Origin of the sequence: Chlamydia avium 10DC88 (genome assembly GCF_000583875.1) — a bacterium.
GTDB classification, from domain to species: Bacteria; Chlamydiota; Chlamydiia; order Chlamydiales; family Chlamydiaceae; genus Chlamydia; species Chlamydia avium.
Window position 1 is genome coordinate 282,225 of the sequence record NZ_CP006571.1, and the last position, 18,792, is coordinate 301,016.

The window sequence follows — 18,792 nt, forward strand, 5'->3', positions numbered from 1 at the left end:
CAAATATATCTAAAAGGTTTTTTATTCAAAAATTTTAATCAGGCATAATTAAAATTTATTTTGAGTTCTTTGATTTGAGAAAATCCTAGAGGTTAGAAAGAATAGAGGAAATATTTTCATTAAATTTTTCATGGGTAGAGAGGGTTTCTAAAGAAGGTTTTACCCTATATATCCAATTATTTTTGGAAATCTTACCAGGAACATTAATGCGCTCATATTGTGAATTTTTAGATACTAAGTCTGGGCAAAGAGATAGATAATCATTGAGTAGGTTAATATGAAAAATGGAGGAGGTTTTATGGGAGAGTTGGAGAATATAGCGATGATCTTCTTCAGAAAGAATGGGAGCGAAAGATAGTCCAAGGAATTCCGCAAAAGCTTGAGCTTCTTTTGGAGAGTTTCTCCACCAAAGGGCTAAGGTATCAGAATCATGCGTAGATAAAGAAGTCACTGATAGAGGGGGGTACTGATCAAAGGGAATAAAATTTCCATCATGATCCCAATAGCGTTCCCAACGGGGGATTCGTGTTCCACAGATACCCAATTTGAGTAAGGTTTCTTTGATGTCATAAGGAACGCTTCCTAAATCTTCTCCTATGGGAAGCATTCTTGATGCTTTTAATAGGTGGGTAAGAATATCTGTTCCATGTTCAATATATTCTTTAGGATGTTCTGGTTCAAATCTTCCTTCTCCTTTAGCATCCCACACCCAGAAACGAAATAGTCCTGAAATATGATCCAAACGGTAGATAGAATAAAAGTTTTCAGCATAACGTAGTCGAGCTTTCCACCAGGAATAATTATCTTTTTTTAGGTTACACCTGTTATAAATAGGAAGGTGCCAATTTTGTCCTTCAGCATTGTAAATATCAGGAGGTGCCCCTACGGAGACTGAAGAAGAAAAGAATTGACGATAGTACCAAACATCACAGCTATCTTTGCTGATAAGAATGGGAAGATCTCCTTTGAGAAAGATTTGGTTATCATCAGCAAAATCTTTTACTTTTGACATTTGTGAAAAACATAAAAATTGCAGATAAGAGAAAAAGTTACAGTCATCAGAAAATTGTTTTTCAAGGTTAGGAAAGTTTTTTATATCTGTATAGCTTTTAGGCCAGTTGTTTATAGGAGCATTTTTTAAGTGATGCTTAATGGAACGAAATACAGCATATGGCCGTAACCAATACTGTTCTTTTTCACAAAAAATTTGAAATTCTTCATCTTGTAGCGCTCCTATTTGCATAACATAGCGATAATAGCTATGTAGAAATTCCAATTTTGCAGATCTTACTTGAGGATAGTGTATGTAGGGAAGATTGCATAGTTGTTGCATCATTTTGATTTTAGTATGGGAGTCTGGAATCGCGTGGGCATATTGAAGGTCAGATAGAGAAAGGTATAGAGGATTCAAAGCAACAGAACTTAAACTATTATAAGGACTAGCATCTTCACCACTATCATTTATAGGAAGAATTTGAATAATTTGAAACCCATGGTGGCGACACCAGGAGATAAGGGGGATCAAATCTAAGTACTCTCCAATACCACAACTATTTTGTGTATGTAGGGAAAACAATGGTATAGCAATGCCATGCTTGGGGAGTGTCCCGATAGCCTTCCAACAATGCTTTGCTGGAGAATTTTGGATGTACCGTACGGCTTGAGAAAATGGAGTCATAAATATACATCACATAAATATTTCTGGAACCTAAAAATAGATACAGAAACATTCCTTAGTTTCTTTTCAATGAGTAGATGTTTCCCCTCCTCAGTAGGAATGATTAGAGATGATACATTCCTAATGTATGCAAATCAGGAAGATTTCCTGTTTCCAATGCAGAAATCCAAATTTTTGCATGCATGGAAAAGAAATTTAAATAATGGAAAAGCTTTTCTCCATTTAAGTAATTCATATTTAAGACATCAGATAGGTATAATTGTTGTGTCAACTCGCCGTAACCAAGAATACCTTTTATATTCGATTGATGGGAAGCATTAACGGAAAGAGCTGCTTTAAAAATACGTTCTCGAAATACATTTTCAGGTAATAATCCCAGAATCGTTCCAACTACGATATCTCCAGAATTTTCATCTTCTTCAATTTGTATGGGTACATCAACGTTTCTAAAACGGATGAGGCAAGCTTGGTTTTTATCAGGAGAAAGTGAAGTATTGAGTTGCTTACCTAAATCTTCTAAGAGTTGTTCAAATTGATTTTGCATAGCTAAAAAATAGAGTTTAAGACCAAGGATAGGGTTTAGGGAAATCTGTCGGTTTAGGATAGTTTTCGTTGTTAATATTTACGGAATCTAAAGCATTTGCCAGCATAGTTGCCAGTTGTTGTCGCTTGTCTGCTGAAGAAAATAATCGAGGTGAAGTTCCTCTTATAGCCGTAAAAAAAAGGTTCAATACCCCCGAGACAGTATCTACATCATCACCTACCATGCCACGAACTAAACGTTCTACTTTGGATGCAGTGGGGAATTTATCATTAATAAATGAAAAGAAGGTATCACCAACCTTTTGAAATGTTAGATCGGCAGGAAGAGAAGCCCCTTCAGCTTTTAATGATGCCTCAAGTTCCGGAAGCTTAGTTTGGAAAAAGTCATACCCAGTAATTACTGCTTGAAGGTTACGTGTTTCTGTCATCATAACCTGTAATTTAGCAGGTTCTACAGAAGATCCTTCAGATTTCAATTCAGCAGACATCCCTTTCAGAAGAAAAGATGACACCGTAGACATTTCCTTATAGTTGTAGCGTGACTGCAACATTTGAAGTAAATTTTCACATGTATGGAATCCTGAAGTGACTTCAAGATAAAGAGCTCGTAAACCAGGTGCAGAAACATTGAGCTCTGAAGCATATTCTTGGGAGGCAAATAAAATATTCCTACCACCCACAACTGCTTGATAATTTTCTTGAGTATGGCGTTGCTGAGCTTGGACTAAAGCGTCTTTTAAAGTTCCTTGAGCATTAGGAGTTGTTTGAATTAAATAATCCAGTGCAATACTTTGTAATGCAGGATCAGAGAATTTTGATTGTAAGAGACTTAATATGTCATCTGCTGAAGAATCCTCTTTGAGAGAATCTCGAATACTTCTTAAGTCGCCTGCAGAGATTTCTGCATTGTTTTCTGTATATTTATCAGCGAGATCTGTGTCGGATTTTTCTCCTGCACTTTCTGACTTCTTTTCTGTTTGTGTAGCGCCTTTTCTTCTAGATTCTAAGGTTTGAAACTTCTCTTCTTTTTTCTTTGTACGGGTAGCAGCAGCAGGATTGGATAGATCTTGATTATCCTTAATCATGCTGATATCTGATTGCTCTTGAGTGGCAATAATCTCTTTGGCATCTGCTGTTGCTGCTGCTTGTTGTACTTGTGCTACGTCAACACTGTGCGTTCCGCCTAAGCCTCCTGCACCTCCAGATGCCGCCATATATCCTCACTAAGAAAAAATAGATACTTAGAAAATCTGAATTCTTCCTAGAGGTTGAATACGAATCTCGGGGAGAATCTCTTGATAAGAAATTACAGCTATGTCAGGGAATTCAGTTTCTATCAATTTCCTTACATATCGTCTTACATCAATTGCTGTCAATAATACAGGAGGTTGTCCCCCAGGAGGAGTTGGAGTAATCGTATTTCTCATAGATTTTAAGATTAAATTTACAGAATCAGGATCTAGAGCAAGATAGGATCCTGCAGAAGTTTGTTTAATTGCTCCTCGAATCATTTCTTCAATCTCAGGGTCTAGTAGGTAAACAGAGATAGCAGACTGCCCTTGAGAGAACTTAAAGCTGATATACAATTTTAAAGAAGAACGTACATATTCTGTCAGTAAAACAGTATCTTTTTCTGTCTGAGCCCATTCACTTAATGATTCCAAAATTGTTCGTAAATCTTTAATAGATATTTGTTCTTGGACTAGGCGTTTGAAGATTTCGGTAAGCTTTTGTAGAGGGATGAGTCGGGTAACTTCTTTTACCAGATCAGGGAATGATCTCTCCATAAATTCAATCATAGAGCGTACCTCTTGAATTCCTAAAAATTCTTGAGAGCTTCTATGGAAGAAGTAGGATAAATGGAGAATAATTACCTCAAGAGGAGTCCAATATTTAATGGCTGCTTTTTCTAAAATTGTCTTGGCGTCTTCACTTACCCAAGCAGAGGGAAGACCTGCAGCATTTTTATAGGTAATAAATGGGAGATTATAGCGTTTAAGATTTTCTTCTACCTCATTGGTTAACACGTGATTTGCAGGTATTTTTCCTCGAACATAAGGAACCTCATTAAGTAAGATCATGTAATCATGACCTTCTAAAGAAGGAGAGTCTGTTCTAACATGAATCCCTGGATAACGAATACCAATATCATGGTAAAGAGCTTGGCGCATTTTAGGAATCATATCATCAATGAAGCTCTGACCAGATTTTGTCTTTTGTTGAATAAGCTTAGAAAGATCTTTACCTAATTCTAAAATCACAGGAAGTGTTAGTGAGTAATCATCAGGATTATCTCCAGCTGTAGCAGCACCATCATTAGCTGCTCCTACTGTAGTTGAAGCACCTCCACCTTTTTTAGATGCAGAGTTTTTCTTGGCAAGAAGGATAATACCAAGAATACCAAAGAGAAGAGCTAGAATAGTAAATGACCAAAGAGGGAACCCTTTAAAGAAGCCTACTCCTAAAGTTGCTCCTGCTGCTAAGAGTAAAGCACGTGGTTCTTTAACTAATTGAGAGGAGATCTCCTTACCTAAGTTTGTATTTTTATCACTAGATACTCGAGTAGTCACGATACCTGCAGTTAGGGAGATCAGTAAAGAAGGAATTTGTGAAACCAATCCATCTCCGATAGATAGTAGCGTATATACATGAGCAGCCTGAGCTAAATCCATTCCATGCATGGTGACGCCAATCGTTAACCCCCCTACGATGTTAATTAAAGAGATAACGATACCTGCAATGACGTCTCCTTTAATGAACTTCATAGCACCGTCCATGGCTCCATAAAGTTCACTTTCTTTTTGGATCATAGCCCGTTTATCACGTGCTTGCTGAGCATCAATCATTCCGGCACGTAAATCAGCATCAATAGCCATCTGTTTACCAGGCATAGCATCCAAACGGAATCTCGCAGCAACTTCGGCAACACGCTCAGCACCTTTAGTAACAACGATAAATTGAATAATCGTAATGATCAGGAAGATAATAAATCCAACGACATAGTTCCCTCCTACGACGAAGTCTCCAAATGCCTGAATGACGTGACCTGCGTATGCTTTTAGTAGAATCTGTCTCGAGGAAGAAATGTTAATTCCCAACCGGAACATCGTTGTAATTAATAATAAGGAAGGGAAAACAGATAATTGTAGAGCACTAGGAATGTATAAAGCTACCATTAGCAGGAAAACAGATACAGCCAAATTAATGGTAATCATTAGGTCCACAACGGCCGGAGGTAGAGGGATAATGATCATCAAAACGACACCGATCATCCACAAAGCGAGGATGAGGTCGCTTGACTTATTGATCATGTTTAATGCTGCTTCTCCACCAAAGGTTCTACTAACAAAATTGAGTAGTTTATTCATTATAGATTATCGAATTGGTTAATGTTTTTGTTATTAGGATTTTGCGCGTTAAGAGATGTGATATAGAGAAGGATTTCTCCAACAGCTTCATAAGTGGATTCTGGGATAAATTTCAACTCTTTTCCTTCGTCCCAGAGCTGATGAGCTAAAGGGACGTTTCTCATAACTGGAATTCCATGTTTTTCAGCTTCGGCAATAATTCGTTTTGCACGCAAGTTAATTCCCATAGCAATAATCCAGGGAGCTTTATATTTTTCAGGCATATAGCCAATAGCAACAGCTATATCTTTAGGGTTAGAGACAACAGTACTAGCATGTTTAATTTGGGAAGACGGATCTTCATAGGCAATTTCTTGTGCAATTTGTCGTCTACGACCTTTAATTTCTGGGTTACCTTCTGTATCCTTAAATTCTTGTTTAACCTCAAATTTTTCCATTTTGAGTTCTTTAGCAAAAGTTCTTCTTTGGTACACGAGATCAAGTACAGCAACCACTAAGAAAAAAATACCGATAGATATAACCGCTTTATAAAGAATTTGCTTAAAAATAGTTGCTGTAACAATAGGGGAAACCCCTGCAGTTTCTATGATTAAAGGTACACGATTCTTAAGTGTAGTATATAAAATTAATGCGGCACCAAAAATTTTTAGCATAGATTTAAGCAATTCAATTAAGGTTTTAACCTTAAACTTTTGCTTTAAGTTATCAATAGGATTAAATTTTTTAAGGTCCGGTTTAAAAACTTCAGTAGAAAACGTAGGCCCTACAACAAGAAATCCTATCAGAATGCCTACAAATCCCACGGCTCCTAATATGGGTAATGAAGTAGTTAGTATTAAAGTTAAGCAATTATGTAAATAGTATAGAGTAACTCTTGGATTATGATGTAGAGGAGCTTCCTTAAGAATAGACGCCAAAAAACTTCCTAAGTGTTGAGCAAAAAACGACGTCAAATAAAATACTGTAACCATGGAGACAATAAAGGTAACCGCGGAAGGAAAATCTTGAGATTTCGCTACCTGACCCTTTTTCCTTGCATCTCGAAGACGCTTTGGGGTTGCCTTTTCTGTTTTTTCTCCCATTGTTGGCCAACGTAAAGAGCATTAAATTAGGAATAATCTGCAACTTACCTCATAAGGGTGTTTTTCACAAGAGAGAACCCTAGAACATTGAGTATAAGTTATTAAAAATTTATATTTCTTGGTTCTTTGATATGAAAAATATTAGTTAGGAATTATTCAATTTTATACTGTCTTTACCTTTTCTAGGAGGGTGAAAAAGAGAAGGTAAGCTTTTGGATTGGCATTTAAAAAATGGTAAACATTATAATTGCTATTCCTTAAGTTCTTGTGAAAAATAACGTCTATAGAAGATAGCATTATGGGTCATACAGAGTGTGGGATTGTTGGTCTTCCCAATGTAGGTAAATCAGGATTATTTAACGCACTTACTGGGGCTCAAGTAGCTTCTTGTAATTATCCTTTTTGTACCATAGATCCGAATGTTGGTATTGTTCCTATCATTGATAATCGCTTAGATATCTTAGCTAAGATGAATCAAAGTCAAAAAGTCATCTATGCTGATATGAAGTTTGTAGATATCGCTGGTTTAGTTAAGGGAGCTGCAGAAGGTGCTGGATTAGGGAATCGTTTTTTGTCTCATATTCGCGAAACACATGCTATAGCTCATGTTGTTCGTTGTTTTGATAATGATGACGTTACTCATGTATCAGGGAAAATAGACCCTCGTGATGATATTGCTGTCGTTAATTTAGAATTGTTATTTGCAGATTTTTCTTCAGCTACCAGTATTCACGGAAAATTATCCAAACAAGCTAAAGGGAAAAAAGACGTTGGAGCAGTATTGCCTATTCTTGATAAGGTAATTGCCCATTTAGAAAGCGGTCAACCAGTACGTACTCTCGATTTATCACCAGAAGAAGAAAAGCAATTAAAACCTTATCCTTTTCTATCAGCAAAACCTATGTTGTATATAGCTAACATAGGGGAAGACTCCTTGGAAATAATGCATAATGATTATGTAGCTGCTGTTGAAGAAATCGCTAAGCAAGAACATGCGCAAGTTATCCCTATTTGTGTGCGATTAGAGGAGGAAATTATGTCCCTTCCAGTTGAAGAGAGACAAGATTTTCTCAATAGCTTGGGATTAAAGGAATCAGGTTTAAACAAACTTGCCCGTATTGCATATCATACTTTGGGATTAATTTCTTATTTTACAACAGGTCCTCAGGAAACACGGGCTTGGACAATTACTAAAGGTTCTACAGCAGTAGAAGCTGCAGGTCAAATTCACACAGATATTCAAAAAGGATTTATTCGAGCTGAGGTCATTACTCTTGAAGATATGCTTGCTCATAACGGCAGGTCTGGGGTTCGTGAAGTAGGTAAGTTACGTTTAGAGGGTAGAGATTATATAGTTCAGGATGGAGATATCATGCTTTTCTTACATAATTAGTAGAAGAGAAAAACCTTCTTGCATCTTGAATATCTTGACGAATTGCTTGCGCAAGTTCTTCTCGGGAGGAAAATTTCTTTTCTCTACGCAAGAGTTGTTTAGGAATAATGGAAACTGTTTGGTTATATATATTTTCTTGAAAATCAAAAATATGAGCTTCTAAACATAAGGAGTTTCTTCCTACAGTAGGAGCAAGACCAAGGTTCATTATTCCTAAATGGAATTGTTTATTGTATTCCACTTCACACGCATAAACTCCAAAAGGAAGTAAACACTCTTGCTGTGGGAGATTAATAGTTGCTATTCCTAATTTCGTTCCTAGACCACGTCCAGAAGTGATGGTCCCAGAATACGTATAAGTATATCCTAGATGGCTATTTGCGCTTTCTAAATCTCCTTGAGATAAAAATTGGCGAATTTTTTTACTAGAAACAATTTCATGATTTATTTCACAGGGAGAAACTTCAATAATTTCTATTCCTAGAGTATCAGCTAGTGGGAGTAGAGTTTTTGCATTCCCAAGTCTATCTTTGCCTAGGTGGGAATCGTATCCTAACACTAGGCGTTTACAACATAGAGTTTCATGTAGTGAAAGGATAAAACTTTCGGCAGATTGATTAGAGAAGCTTTTCGTGAAAGGAAGGATGCATAGGCAATCAATAGGGAAATTTTGTAAACGACGAAGCTTTTCATCCTTGCTAATAATCAACTGAGGACCTGGAGGTTGTAAAATTGCTAGAGGATGTACATCAAAAGTAATTATACCAGATGTCCCAGGATAAGAAGATAGGAGATTCAGTAGTTTTGTATGGCCTAGATGACAGCCATCAAAAAAACCTATAGTTATAGAATCTATAGGAAAGGGGATAGACGCCAAACTATAGAATATTTCCATGGAAATCTCTTAGATAAGGAGATACATTAAAATCAGGATAATCGAGTAGACGACCATCAATACATTGATCTATAGAGAAATTTCCACTACGCAGTCGTCTCAACTCTTCTAAATAAGCTCCACAACCTAACATATTTCCTAACTCATGAGCAATACTTCGAATATACGTACCTTTACTACAGTGAACAGAAAAATAAAGTAAGGGATATTCATATTTAGTAATCTGTAGATTTACTTGAACTGTAGATTGACGACGCTCGATGGATAACCCTTTACGGGCATACTCATAAAGTTTTTTTCCATTAATTTTTTTAGCAGAAAACATCGGAGGAATTTGCTGGATCTCTCCCTGAAAATATTGAGATGCTTCTAGAATTTCCTCGTATGTTGGAATTTTTTTTGATCTTCCGACAATTTTCCCATTACGGTCATAAGAATCTGTCGTTGTTCCAAGATGAGCAATGGCTGCATACTCTTTGTCTTCAAATAGTAGTGTATCTGATAGGCGAGTAAACTTACGTCCTATCAGCATAACCATGACTCCTGTCGCGAAAGGATCTAACGTTCCTGCGTGACCAATTTTTTTAACCCCAATTAGTTTGGTTAAAGCGCGGATAAGACTAAATGAAGTTCTTTCTTCAGGCTTATCTATAAGAAGAATGCCTTCTTTAAGTTCTGTAGCAAGTTCCATAATAATTTTTGTCAGTATTCAATCTTCTTAAAGAGGTAATTTTAATTCTTATCTTGCTGTTGTATTTTCCAAAGTAAATTTTCTATATGATCTTGAGGTGAGAAAATATCATCGAGATAAAAATTGAGTTCGGGAAAATATTTAAGCACTATTTTTTTAGAAGCCTTATAAGCAATATAACCAGCCGATACTTTCAAAGCTTCTAAAGTTTCAGATTGGGTATTTTCATGAGGCATAATTGAAACATAGACACGAGCAAATCGTAAGTCCTTAGATAAGGATACCCGGGTTACTGTAATCCAGCAATTAGAAATTTTCGGGTGCTTTATGTCTTTTAAGATGACATTAGCAATAGCCTCGCGAAGCACTGCGTTTACTTTTTGTATGCGTCTATTTTCCGTCATAATACTTAAAGTTGCTGTGGATGATAGATAATTTCATAACACTGTAAAATGTCACCTACCTGACCCTGCTGATATCCTTCTAATAAAATACCGCACTCAAACCCTTTTTTAGCTTCTTTAGCATCTTCTTTTGTACGTTTTAATGAAGATAAATGACCTTTCCAAAGAACTTCATTATTACGAACAACACGAATTCTTTGATTGCGAATCATAGAGCCTTCAATAACTAAACAACCATAAATTATTCCAAGCTGTGATGATTTGAATAGCTTCTTAATTTCCGCAGCACCAAGATCTTTTTCTTCTGCAATAGGATCAAGGAGAGCTGTCATCATTTCTTTAACAGCGTCTACAGCATGGTAGATGATATTAAATAGTTGTACTCTTACTCCAAGATTTTTAATCAGAACATCTGCATGATTTTCTATTCTTGTGTGAAAACCAATAATTGTAGCTTTGGATGCTGCTGCTAAACGAATATCAGATTCAGAAATTTCTCCAACACTACTAGAAAGAACTTCCACACTAACTTTATCGGATACTATTTTCGAAATAGAGTTAACTAATGCTTCAATAGAACCTTGCACATCAGCCTTAATAATTAATTTTAATACCTTTTTGTTTTGTAACATGGCATCAAAATTGGGGCGTTTCGTTTGCAAAGCAAATTTCTTCTGACCAGCAAGTCTGGCATTAATAATTTCTTTTGCTGTTTTCTCATTTTTAACAACTACAAAAGGATCTCCAGCTTTTGGTATTCCCGATAATCCTGTAATTAAAGCGGGGGAAGAGGCCGGAGCCGAATCCATGAGTTGATTATGCTCATTATGTATTGTTTTTACTTTGCCATAGCAATTGTTAAAAACAATAGCTTCTCCAAGATGTAATGTACCATTTTGCACTAAAATAGTTGCTACTGCTCCTAAGCTTTTATGTAGTTCAGATTCAATAACAATTCCTCTAGCCCTGGTTGACAGATTTGCTTTAAGTTCTAAAACTTCTGCTTGTAATGCAAGCATTTCTAAAAGATCTGATAGACCCTCTCCTGTTTTTGCTGAGGTATTGACTGTAGCAATAGTTCCTCCCCAAGCTTCGGGTAGGAGATCAATTTCGGATAGCTGTCTATAAATAGTTTCTGCATTGAAATTGGGCTTATCGCATTTATTAATAGCTACTACAATAGTGATATCAGCATCACGTGCATGCTTTACTGCTTCTAGAGTTTGTTCTTTAATACCCTCATCTCCTGCAACTACTAAAACTACAATATCACATACCTCGGCTCCTCGAGCTCTCATAGCAGAAAAAGCTTCGTGACCAGGAGTATCTAAAATTGTAATATTTCCTACAGGTGTAGAACAACAAAAAGCTCCCATATGTTGTGTAATGGCACCAGACTCTGTTTGCGCTACATTACTTTTTCTTAGAGCATCAATTAATGTTGTTTTCCCGTGGTCTACATGCCCCATAAAGGCAACAATTGGGGGGCGAATAGTTAATTTACTTGGATCAGTTTTTTGGATTTCTTCTTTGACTGTATTGCTTTCAATATAGAGTTTATCTTGCTCGGATGAGTCAATATCAATAGTACAACCAAATTCTAGGCCAATAAACTGTACAGTAGTTTCATTATCTAAAATATCATTTACTACATAACTCATGCCATGGATGAACATCTTCTGAATCAGTTCAGAAGCTTTTAGTTTCATCTCTGCTGCAAGATCCTTGATTGTAATCGGAAGAGGGACCTTAATATGGGTAGGACGTTGTATTGTGTGTTCTTCATAATGCTTCTTAGTTTTTTGAACACGTTTTTTTCTCCATTTCTCCTCTTCATTACTATCATTTAATCCATAACGATCTCGACCTGTAAAAGCTTTGGGAGACTCATCTTTTTTAGGGCGATCTCGGAAATCTCCTCCCGTTTTTTTGCTTGTGTCTCTACGATACACATTTTGAGGGGAACGATTCGGTACATGTTGTTTATTTTCTTCAAGGAAATCTAGAGATGCTTGTCCTCGAGATGATTGGTAAGAACTACCGCGTTCTTTTGATGAAACTTTATCTTCTTTTTTGGGAGCTGACTTAAAGGTTTTAGCTAATAGATGATTGATATGCTTTCCTGTAGGTCCAAAATTAGATTTAATGGACACGATACTTTTAACTTGCTCTACTTTTTCTGGAGCTGATTCTACTTCTTTATTTTTAGAAGAGACCATTTCTTCAGAAGAAGTGCTTTCAATTTCTTCTGATATAGCTGGTGGCGTATCTTTAACTTGTTCTTCTTGAGGAATAGCTGTAGGCAGAGAATTATTTTCTTCCACAGTAGAAGAAGGCAGAACAGTGCCTGTTTCTACAAGAGTGGCGGGGCTTTCTTGAGCTTCAGAAGCAAATGAGGAACGATTTTTAGCTCGTATTCTGCGTGGAGCAGCTTCATTGGTAAAAGGCTCTGTTAGCGTAGAACCAGAAACATCCGCTGTGCTTTTTTTCTTTGTTAACTTTTCAGGAACCTTTGTTGAAGGTTTATCTAAAGAGTTTTTGGTGTCTGAAGATCCTGCTTGAGCTAATTTTTTCTTTAATTTATCTAAGCCAGCAGCCTTTGTTAATTGAGAATTTTTAATCTTCAATTTTAGGTTTTTCGTCAACTTTACTTTCTCCATATTTGCTGACTTGCTCAAGAATCCTATAAGCAAGTTCTAAACTAATTCCAGGAACAGTAGCAAGATCACTAGCGCTAGCTAACAACAACTTTCTGGTTGTATCGTATCCTGCATATACAAGATTTTGAATAACCAATTTACTAATGCCTTCTATTTCCAAAGGCTCATCTAGTTTAGGATTTTCGAATTCTGCTAATTGTAAACGTTGGATTTCTAATAACTTGTTGTATTCGCTCATGCGTTGAACTTCGAGTTCATAGCCTAAGATCTGACTGATTAGTCGAGCATTGATTCCTCGCTTACCAATTACTGTAGCATAATCAGAGTCTTGTACAACTATCGCAATAACCTTGTCGTCTTCCAAAATGGCAATCTTTTGAATTTCTATAGGACAAAGCAAGTTTTGCAATAATTCTGTAGGTACAGGGGAATAGTTTACAATATCTATTTTTTCATCATTCAGTTCTCGAATAATATTTTTTATTCTTGAACCTCTCATCCCAACAAAAGCCCCTACTGGATCTGTTTTTGGATCAGACGAACGGACAGCTAACTTAGTTCTATAGCCTGCTTCTCGAGCAATTTTAACGATTTCAACAGAGCCTTCTTCTAGTTCGGGGACTTCCTGTAAAAAAAGTTGCTTAACGAATTCTGGATGGCTACGGCTTAGAATAACTTCTGCACCACCATTTTCAGATTCTTGTACTTCGTATAGTAAGGCATAAATTTTATCCCCAATTTTATGTTTTTCTGTTTTAGGATAAAATCTAGCGGGTAACAGACCTTCAACCTTTCCCAAATCTATAATTAAGTTAGAACCTTTACTAAATCGTTTAACAATTCCCGAAAGAATTTCATTTACTCTATACCGATATTCCTCATAGATAACGTCTCGTTCTGCATGACGTAGTTTTTGACCTATGATTTGTCTTGCAGCATAAGCAGCGATTCTACCAAAACTTTCTGATACAAATGGGACATCCATGTATTGTCCAATTTGACAATCAGGATCATATTCTCTAGCTTTGTCTAAAGGAATTTCTTTGCTAGGATTGCGGCATACCTCGACAATTTCTTTTTCGCAAAAAACTTCAATGTCCCCAGTACGAGAATTAACATTTACTGATATGTTTGCATCATCCCTTAACGTTTTTTTTGCTGCAATTTTTAAAGCAGATTCAATAGCGCTGATAATGACAGGGCGTTGAATTCCTTTTTCCTTTTCCATGTAGTCAAAAATAGCTACAAGATCTTTATTCATTGTACTCCTCTTATAAATAGGGGAACAGACAGAATGTCTAGTAAAGCTAACTCTATTTAGATAGAGCTAGCTTTAAATAAGTTATTATTTCTCTTTTTTCTTTTTATCTGAACAAACTAAGTCGTCTTCGGAAATTAAGCTATCTACATCTACATGATCATTATCATGATTTTCATCGGCTAGATATTCTTTAACAGAAAGAGAAACTTTTTTATGGTCAGGATCTAATTTAATTACCTTAGCAGAAACAGTTTCACCAATAGAAAGGATATCTTCAATTTTCGCAAATGGTTTTTCAGAGAGCTCAGAAACATGAATCAGCCCTTCTATACCATTTTGTAATTCTACAAATGCTCCAAATGCTGTAATCTTAGTAACTACTCCAGAGATCACACTTCCTGTTGGGAACATGGCTTCAATTTCATTCCATGGATTTGAACTTAATTGTTTAACACCCAAGGTAATTTTTTTGCTTTCCTTATCTACAGAAAGAATGACAGCTTCAACAGTACTGCCTTTTTTAAATAATTCTGATGGATGAGATACTTTTTTTATCCAACTCATATCAGAAATGTGGATCAACCCCTCAATACCTGGTTCAAGTTCAACAAAAGCACCATAGTTAGTCAGATTTTTAATTTCAGCATGTACATGAAGACCAATAGGATACTTTTCTTCAATGTTATCCCAAGGATTATGTTCTGTTTGTTTCAAACCTAATGAAATCTTTCCTTCTTCTTTTTGAATAGAAAGAACAATTGCTTCAACTTCATCGCCTTTATTTACAACTTCACTGGGGTCAACAACATTTTTCACCCAAGACATTTCAGATACGTGAATTAACCCTTCAATGCCTTCTTCAATTTCAATAAAAGCACCATATGGAAGTAATTTAACAATTTTACCAACAACACGCTTTCCTGGAGGGTATTTTTTCTCAATATCTTCCCAAGGATTATGTTCTTTTTGTTTTAAACCTAAAGCAACACGCCCTTTTTCCTTATCAACACTGAGGATAATTACCTCTAATTCTTGATTCATTTCCACCATTTCAGAAGGATGGCGTATACGTTTCCAGGTCATATCTGTAATATGAAGAAGACCATCAATGCCATCAAGATCCAGGAAAACTCCAAAGTCTGTAATATTTTTAACGATACCTTTACGATATTCTCCAATAGTAATTTGTTCGATAAGTTCAGCTTTCTTGGAAATACGTTCTGCCTCAAGTAATTCTCTTCTAGAAACAACAACGTTTCTTCTTTCAACATTAATTTTTAAAATTTTAAATTCACAGACCTTGCCAACGTAGTCATCTAAATTTTTTATTTTCTTGTTGTCAATTTGAGAGCCTGGTAAGAAAGCTTCCATCCCAATATCAACAATCAGTCCGCCTTTGACTTTGCGTATAATTTGTCCTTTAACAATAGATCCTTCTTCGCAATTAGCTAAAATATATTCCCATTGGCGTTGACGAGTAGCTTTTTCCCTAGATAAAACAACTTTACCCTCTTCATCTTCTGTTTGATCTAAATAGACCTCAACTTCAGCACCAATAGCCAAACCTTCAGAAGAATCAATAAATTCTGACATTGGAATAGCACCTTCAGATTTCAATCCCACGTCAACGACAACAAAGTCTTTATTAATATCAACTACAGTACCTTTTAGGATGGCGCCGGGCTGTACTTCACTGGTAGGTTCCTCGTTGCTTGAACTAATTCCATGAGTTGAATAGAGAAGATTTCTAAATTCATCCATGTCTTCTGAGAGGCAGTCTATGTTATCAAGAATTTTTTTAGATCCCCAAGTGTATTCGGATTGTTTTGGCATTTAATGTTGTTCTCCTAAAAAATACAAAGTCAAAAAAGATAGTGTAAATATAAACCTTAAAAAAGGCAAGACATCCCTTGCTGAGTATTTTTATCTAATTTGTTGATTAAAAATTTTTTATTTGTTTTAGATTTTGTTTTGAAAATGTTCAGTTGAGTGTCAATAGATGATTCATTCTAGAGTAATTATTATTGGATCTGGTCCTGCGGGTTATACCGCCGCAATTTATGCCTCAAGAGCGCTTTTGTCTCCTATTTTATTTGAGGGTTTTTTTTCTGGAATTGCTGGGGGGCAGTTAATGTCGACCACAGATGTTGAAAATTTTCCTGGATTTCCTGAAGGAATTTTAGGACAACAGTTGATGGAAAATATGAAAAAGCAAGCAGAGAGATTTGGGACACAGATTCTTTCAAAGGACGTAACGGCTGTGGACTTTAGCAAGCTTCCTTTTGTTATTATGTCGAATTCAGAACAATATACTTGTGATGCTTGTATTATAGCTACGGGGGCATCTGCAAAACGTTTGGATATTCCTGGGGCTGGAGACAATGAGTTTTGGCAGAAAGGGGTTACAGCATGCGCCGTTTGTGATGGAGCATCTCCTATTTTTAAGGATAAAGATCTGTATGTTATTGGAGGAGGAGATTCTGCTTTAGAAGAAGCTATATTTTTGACTCGATATGGGAAACGGGTCTTTGTTGTTCACAGGAGAGACACATTACGAGCATCTAAAGTTATGATTAAGAAAGCTGAGGAAAACGATAAAATTACTTTCTTGTGGAATAGTGAATTAGTCAAAATTTCAGGAGATAGTGTTGTTCGTTCTGTGGATATTTTGAATAATGTTTCCAATGATATTTTTACTAGAGAAGCTGGGGGAGTTTTTTTTGCTATTGGTCATAAACCTAACACCGATTTTCTAGGGGGACAACTTTCTCTAGATAGTCATGGATATATCATTACTGAGTGTGGTACATCTAAAACTTCAATACCAGGTGTTTTTGCAGCAGGAGATGTTCAGGATAAATATTATAGGCAAGCAATCACAGCTGCTGGAAGTGGATGTATGGCTGCATTAGAGGCTGAAAGATTTTTAAGTTAAAATATAATGGCTACTGCGGTTGCATACTCACGACTATGACTGATTGATAGGGATACCTGAGAAATATTGAGTTCTTTGTAAATTCGAGGGGATAAAAGTACTTTAGGCTGATGTCCACTTAACTTGCAAATTTCTATATCTTTCCACGAAACTAATTTGCCTATGCCTGTTCCTAATGCTTTAGCTACTGCCTCTTTTCCTGCAAATCTTGCAGCAAAAGAGGGGTAGGGATAAGCAAGCTTCAAACAATATTTTTGTTCTTCTTTAGTAAATATTCTGTTCAGTATTCTTTTGCCATAAGTTTCTATTGCTTTTTGAATACGGGAAATTTCAATGATGTCTGTTCCAACATACATTTGCATAGTACTTTATAAGTTGGTTGATAAGGCATTTGGATGTTTTGAAAAATATGTTGTAGCAGCTTTTATTAAGGAATATCCAATAGTTGATCGAATAAAAAATAAAATAGCTGGATTATTTATAAAGTTGCGTATTAATAAAGCCATTAACATCATAGATAAAAGAATAAATATTCGTTTAGAAAGAAAAGATTTTTTAATGTAATTTTTTGTTGATATGTTGTTTGAAGTTAATTGATGAGCTAATTCTCTTTGATAAGATACGGATTTTGATAGTACGTAACGATACTTTAATGATGCAATAATCCATGCTCCCATAGCTAATAAGAAAAAAAGTCGAAAAGAGAAAACAGGATCATATACGATACGTGAGGCTTTTAGAAGCAATTTAACTCCTGCAAATAACCAAAGAATTCCAGGAAGATAAATAAGTAAATTATGTTGGTTAGTATTCATCTATCTATTTGAATTTATGAAACTTTTTAAAAAAAAAGCTATTGTATATAAAGTATGATTTTTTTTCTATTTTGGACTGGAATAATGCAAGTTGTTTTGTCAGTAATTCATTGGAATTATTCAAAATTTTTATGGCATTCTGAGGCATATTCTCTGCGTATTTCTTGGTACGGTCTATGTTTCTCTTTAGGTATATTACTTTCTTCTGTTGCAGCCATTTATTTGGCCTCATCTTGTTATTCTGAAAGCGATCGATGTATGTTTTCTAAACAACAGTTGAGAGATGCTTTAGAGAATTTTGCTTTGTATTCTCTTCTATTTATTATTCCAGGAGCACGTATAGCTTATGTTTTGTTTTATGGCGGTCATTTTTATTTTCAACATCCTATAGAAATATTGAAGATTTGGAATGGGGGATTGTCAAGCCATGGAGGTATAGTTGGATTGCTTCTTTGGGCAATGATTTATTCAAAAAAATATAAAAAGAAAATACATACTCTAACTTTTTTATTTATTTGTGATTTAGGTGCTGCTGTTTTTGGTATCTTAGCTTTTCTTATTCGTATTGGAAATTTTATGAACCAAGAAATTGTGGGAATACCTACTGATTTACCTTGGGGAGTCATTTTTTCTTCTCTTTCTCACGGTACATCTGGAATCCCTTTGCATCCAGTACAGCTTTATGAAGGAGTAAGTTATTTATTACTTTCGTCACTTTTATTTTTTGCAACTTACAAACGGTATCTTATCCTAGGATCAGGATATGCAGCATCTCTGTCTTTAATTGGTATTGCTGTTATACGTTTTTTTGCTGAGTTTTTCAAAAGTCCTCAGGGGGTCGTAGTAAGTGCAGATAGTTTACTCTCAATGGGACAAATCTTATCCCTCCCCATGTTTATCTTGGGTTTATCTCTAGGTATTTGTTGTTTTATTAGAAGTAAAAAAATATCTCTTCACTTTCTGAAAAGTAATAAGTTCATAGGCAAGGTATTTAAGAATCTCTGTGGGAGATAAATAGATATTATGTTACTTTAGCTTTTTAGTTTTAATTTTTTGAGTTTACTTCA

Annotated in this window: 16 protein-coding genes; 3 read left to right on the forward strand and 13 right to left on the reverse strand. The window is 35.7% G+C overall.

Annotated elements, in window-relative coordinates; translation table 11 throughout:
• Window positions 1–85 precede the first annotated feature (85 nt).
• From RT28_RS01240 to sctU, 5 genes are all read right to left on the reverse strand, one after another.
• The gene (locus RT28_RS01240) at window positions 86–1,678 is read right to left on the reverse strand and encodes a 4-alpha-glucanotransferase (RefSeq protein WP_038500308.1); all 1,593 of its coding nucleotides are present in this window, start codon (window positions 1,676–1,678) and stop codon (window positions 86–88) included.
• A gap of 103 nt (window positions 1,679–1,781) precedes the next feature.
• Window positions 1,782–2,222 carry a CesT family type III secretion system chaperone gene (locus RT28_RS01245; protein WP_020356154.1) on the reverse strand — a complete coding sequence of 147 codons (441 nt, stop codon included), beginning with the start codon at window positions 2,220–2,222 and terminating at the stop codon, window positions 1,782–1,784.
• A 16-nt stretch (window positions 2,223–2,238) separates the two neighbouring features.
• Window positions 2,239–3,435 (reverse strand): type III secretion system gatekeeper subunit SctW, encoded by a 1,197-nt coding sequence (sctW, locus tag RT28_RS01250; RefSeq protein ID WP_020356155.1) that lies wholly within the window; start codon window positions 3,433–3,435, stop codon window positions 2,239–2,241.
• 27 nt (window positions 3,436–3,462) lie between these two features.
• Window positions 3,463–5,589: a type III secretion system export apparatus subunit SctV gene (gene sctV, locus RT28_RS01255; RefSeq protein ID WP_020356156.1), complete on the reverse strand. Its 2,127-nt coding sequence runs from the start codon at window positions 5,587–5,589 to the stop codon at window positions 3,463–3,465.
• Window positions 5,589–6,671, reverse strand: coding sequence for a type III secretion system export apparatus subunit SctU (gene sctU / locus RT28_RS01260; RefSeq protein WP_020356157.1), 1,083 nt, complete (start codon window positions 6,669–6,671; stop codon window positions 5,589–5,591). The genes sctV and sctU overlap by 1 nt, the downstream gene beginning before the upstream one ends.
• Window positions 6,672–6,969: 298 nt before the next feature.
• On the opposite strand from sctU, the gene ychF reads away from it, so the two are divergent.
• On the forward strand, window positions 6,970–8,064 hold the full coding sequence (gene ychF, locus RT28_RS01265) for a redox-regulated ATPase YchF (RefSeq protein ID WP_020356158.1): 1,095 nt from the start codon (window positions 6,970–6,972) through the stop codon (window positions 8,062–8,064).
• Here ychF and RT28_RS01270 read toward each other — a convergent pair.
• The 6 genes from RT28_RS01270 to rpsA all read right to left on the reverse strand — a co-directional run bounded on the left by RT28_RS01270 (window position 8,042) and on the right by rpsA (window position 15,808).
• On the reverse strand, window positions 8,042–8,959 hold the full coding sequence (locus tag RT28_RS01270; protein WP_020356159.1) for a bifunctional riboflavin kinase/FAD synthetase: 918 nt from the start codon (window positions 8,957–8,959) through the stop codon (window positions 8,042–8,044). The two genes, ychF and RT28_RS01270, sit on opposite strands and share 23 nt — an antisense overlap.
• Entirely contained in the window at window positions 8,943–9,650 is a 708-nt protein-coding gene (truB, locus tag RT28_RS01275) for a tRNA pseudouridine(55) synthase TruB (protein WP_020359250.1), read from the reverse strand. The genes RT28_RS01270 and truB overlap by 17 nt, the downstream gene beginning before the upstream one ends.
• 41 nt (window positions 9,651–9,691) lie before the next feature.
• Window positions 9,692–10,054 (reverse strand): 30S ribosome-binding factor RbfA, encoded by a 363-nt coding sequence (gene rbfA / locus RT28_RS01280; RefSeq protein ID WP_020359251.1) that lies wholly within the window; start codon window positions 10,052–10,054, stop codon window positions 9,692–9,694.
• A gap of 5 nt (window positions 10,055–10,059) precedes the next feature.
• Window positions 10,060–12,714, reverse strand: a complete 2,655-nt coding sequence (gene infB, locus RT28_RS01285; RefSeq protein ID WP_081750418.1) for a translation initiation factor IF-2 — start codon at window positions 12,712–12,714, stop codon at window positions 10,060–10,062.
• Window positions 12,671–13,975: a transcription termination factor NusA gene (gene nusA, locus RT28_RS01290; protein WP_038500313.1), complete on the reverse strand. Its 1,305-nt coding sequence runs from the start codon at window positions 13,973–13,975 to the stop codon at window positions 12,671–12,673. Before nusA ends, infB begins: the two co-directional genes overlap by 44 nt.
• Window positions 13,976–14,059: 84 nt before the next feature.
• Window positions 14,060–15,808 (reverse strand): 30S ribosomal protein S1, encoded by a 1,749-nt coding sequence (rpsA, locus tag RT28_RS01295; RefSeq protein WP_038500316.1) that lies wholly within the window; start codon window positions 15,806–15,808, stop codon window positions 14,060–14,062.
• 166 nt (window positions 15,809–15,974) lie between these two features.
• Between rpsA and trxB the strand changes: the two genes are divergently transcribed.
• Window positions 15,975–16,910, forward strand: coding sequence for a thioredoxin-disulfide reductase (trxB, locus tag RT28_RS01300; protein ID WP_020356167.1), 936 nt, complete (start codon window positions 15,975–15,977; stop codon window positions 16,908–16,910).
• Here the strand turns inward: trxB and acpS are convergent.
• Together acpS and RT28_RS01310 are read right to left on the reverse strand one after the other, a co-directional pair.
• Window positions 16,907–17,266: a holo-ACP synthase gene (acpS, locus tag RT28_RS01305; protein WP_081750428.1), complete on the reverse strand. Its 360-nt coding sequence runs from the start codon at window positions 17,264–17,266 to the stop codon at window positions 16,907–16,909. The two genes, trxB and acpS, sit on opposite strands and share 4 nt — an antisense overlap.
• 12 nt (window positions 17,267–17,278) lie before the next feature.
• On the reverse strand, window positions 17,279–17,725 hold the full coding sequence (locus RT28_RS01310; protein WP_038500323.1) for a hypothetical protein: 447 nt from the start codon (window positions 17,723–17,725) through the stop codon (window positions 17,279–17,281).
• An 84-nt stretch (window positions 17,726–17,809) separates the two neighbouring features.
• Between RT28_RS01310 and RT28_RS01315 the strand changes: the two genes are divergently transcribed.
• Window positions 17,810–18,739, forward strand: coding sequence for a prolipoprotein diacylglyceryl transferase (locus RT28_RS01315; RefSeq protein WP_166484582.1), 930 nt, complete (start codon window positions 17,810–17,812; stop codon window positions 18,737–18,739).
• The last annotated feature ends 53 nt before the right edge of the window (window positions 18,740–18,792 follow it).

What these genes read in the sequence shown, in the direction of transcription:
- nusA (WP_038500313.1), bottom strand. Translation starts at nt 13,975, where the DNA reads ATGAATAAAGATCTTGTAGCTATTTTTGACTACATGGAAAAGGAAAAA.
- sctU (WP_020356157.1), bottom strand. Translation starts at nt 6,671, where the DNA reads ATGGGAGAAAAAACAGAAAAGGCAACCCCAAAGCGTCTTCGAGATGCA.
- trxB (WP_020356167.1), top strand. Translation starts at nt 15,975, where the DNA reads ATGATTCATTCTAGAGTAATTATTATTGGATCTGGTCCTGCGGGTTAT.
- infB (WP_081750418.1), bottom strand. Translation starts at nt 12,714, where the DNA reads ATGGAGAAAGTAAAGTTGACGAAAAACCTAAAATTGAAGATTAAAAAT.
- rbfA (WP_020359251.1), bottom strand. Translation starts at nt 10,054, where the DNA reads ATGACGGAAAATAGACGCATACAAAAAGTAAACGCAGTGCTTCGCGAG.
- truB (WP_020359250.1), bottom strand. Translation starts at nt 9,650, where the DNA reads ATGGAACTTGCTACAGAACTTAAAGAAGGCATTCTTCTTATAGATAAG.
- RT28_RS01310 (WP_038500323.1), bottom strand. Translation starts at nt 17,725, where the DNA reads ATGAATACTAACCAACATAATTTACTTATTTATCTTCCTGGAATTCTT.
- RT28_RS01240 (WP_038500308.1), bottom strand. Translation starts at nt 1,678, where the DNA reads ATGACTCCATTTTCTCAAGCCGTACGGTACATCCAAAATTCTCCAGCA.
- rpsA (WP_038500316.1), bottom strand. Translation starts at nt 15,808, where the DNA reads ATGCCAAAACAATCCGAATACACTTGGGGATCTAAAAAAATTCTTGAT.
- RT28_RS01245 (WP_020356154.1), bottom strand. Translation starts at nt 2,222, where the DNA reads ATGCAAAATCAATTTGAACAACTCTTAGAAGATTTAGGTAAGCAACTC.
- acpS (WP_081750428.1), bottom strand. Translation starts at nt 17,266, where the DNA reads ATGTATGTTGGAACAGACATCATTGAAATTTCCCGTATTCAAAAAGCA.
- RT28_RS01315 (WP_166484582.1), top strand. Translation starts at nt 17,810, where the DNA reads ATGCAAGTTGTTTTGTCAGTAATTCATTGGAATTATTCAAAATTTTTA.
- ychF (WP_020356158.1), top strand. Translation starts at nt 6,970, where the DNA reads ATGGGTCATACAGAGTGTGGGATTGTTGGTCTTCCCAATGTAGGTAAA.
- RT28_RS01270 (WP_020356159.1), bottom strand. Translation starts at nt 8,959, where the DNA reads ATGGAAATATTCTATAGTTTGGCGTCTATCCCCTTTCCTATAGATTCT.
- sctW (WP_020356155.1), bottom strand. Translation starts at nt 3,435, where the DNA reads ATGGCGGCATCTGGAGGTGCAGGAGGCTTAGGCGGAACGCACAGTGTT.
- sctV (WP_020356156.1), bottom strand. Translation starts at nt 5,589, where the DNA reads ATGAATAAACTACTCAATTTTGTTAGTAGAACCTTTGGTGGAGAAGCA.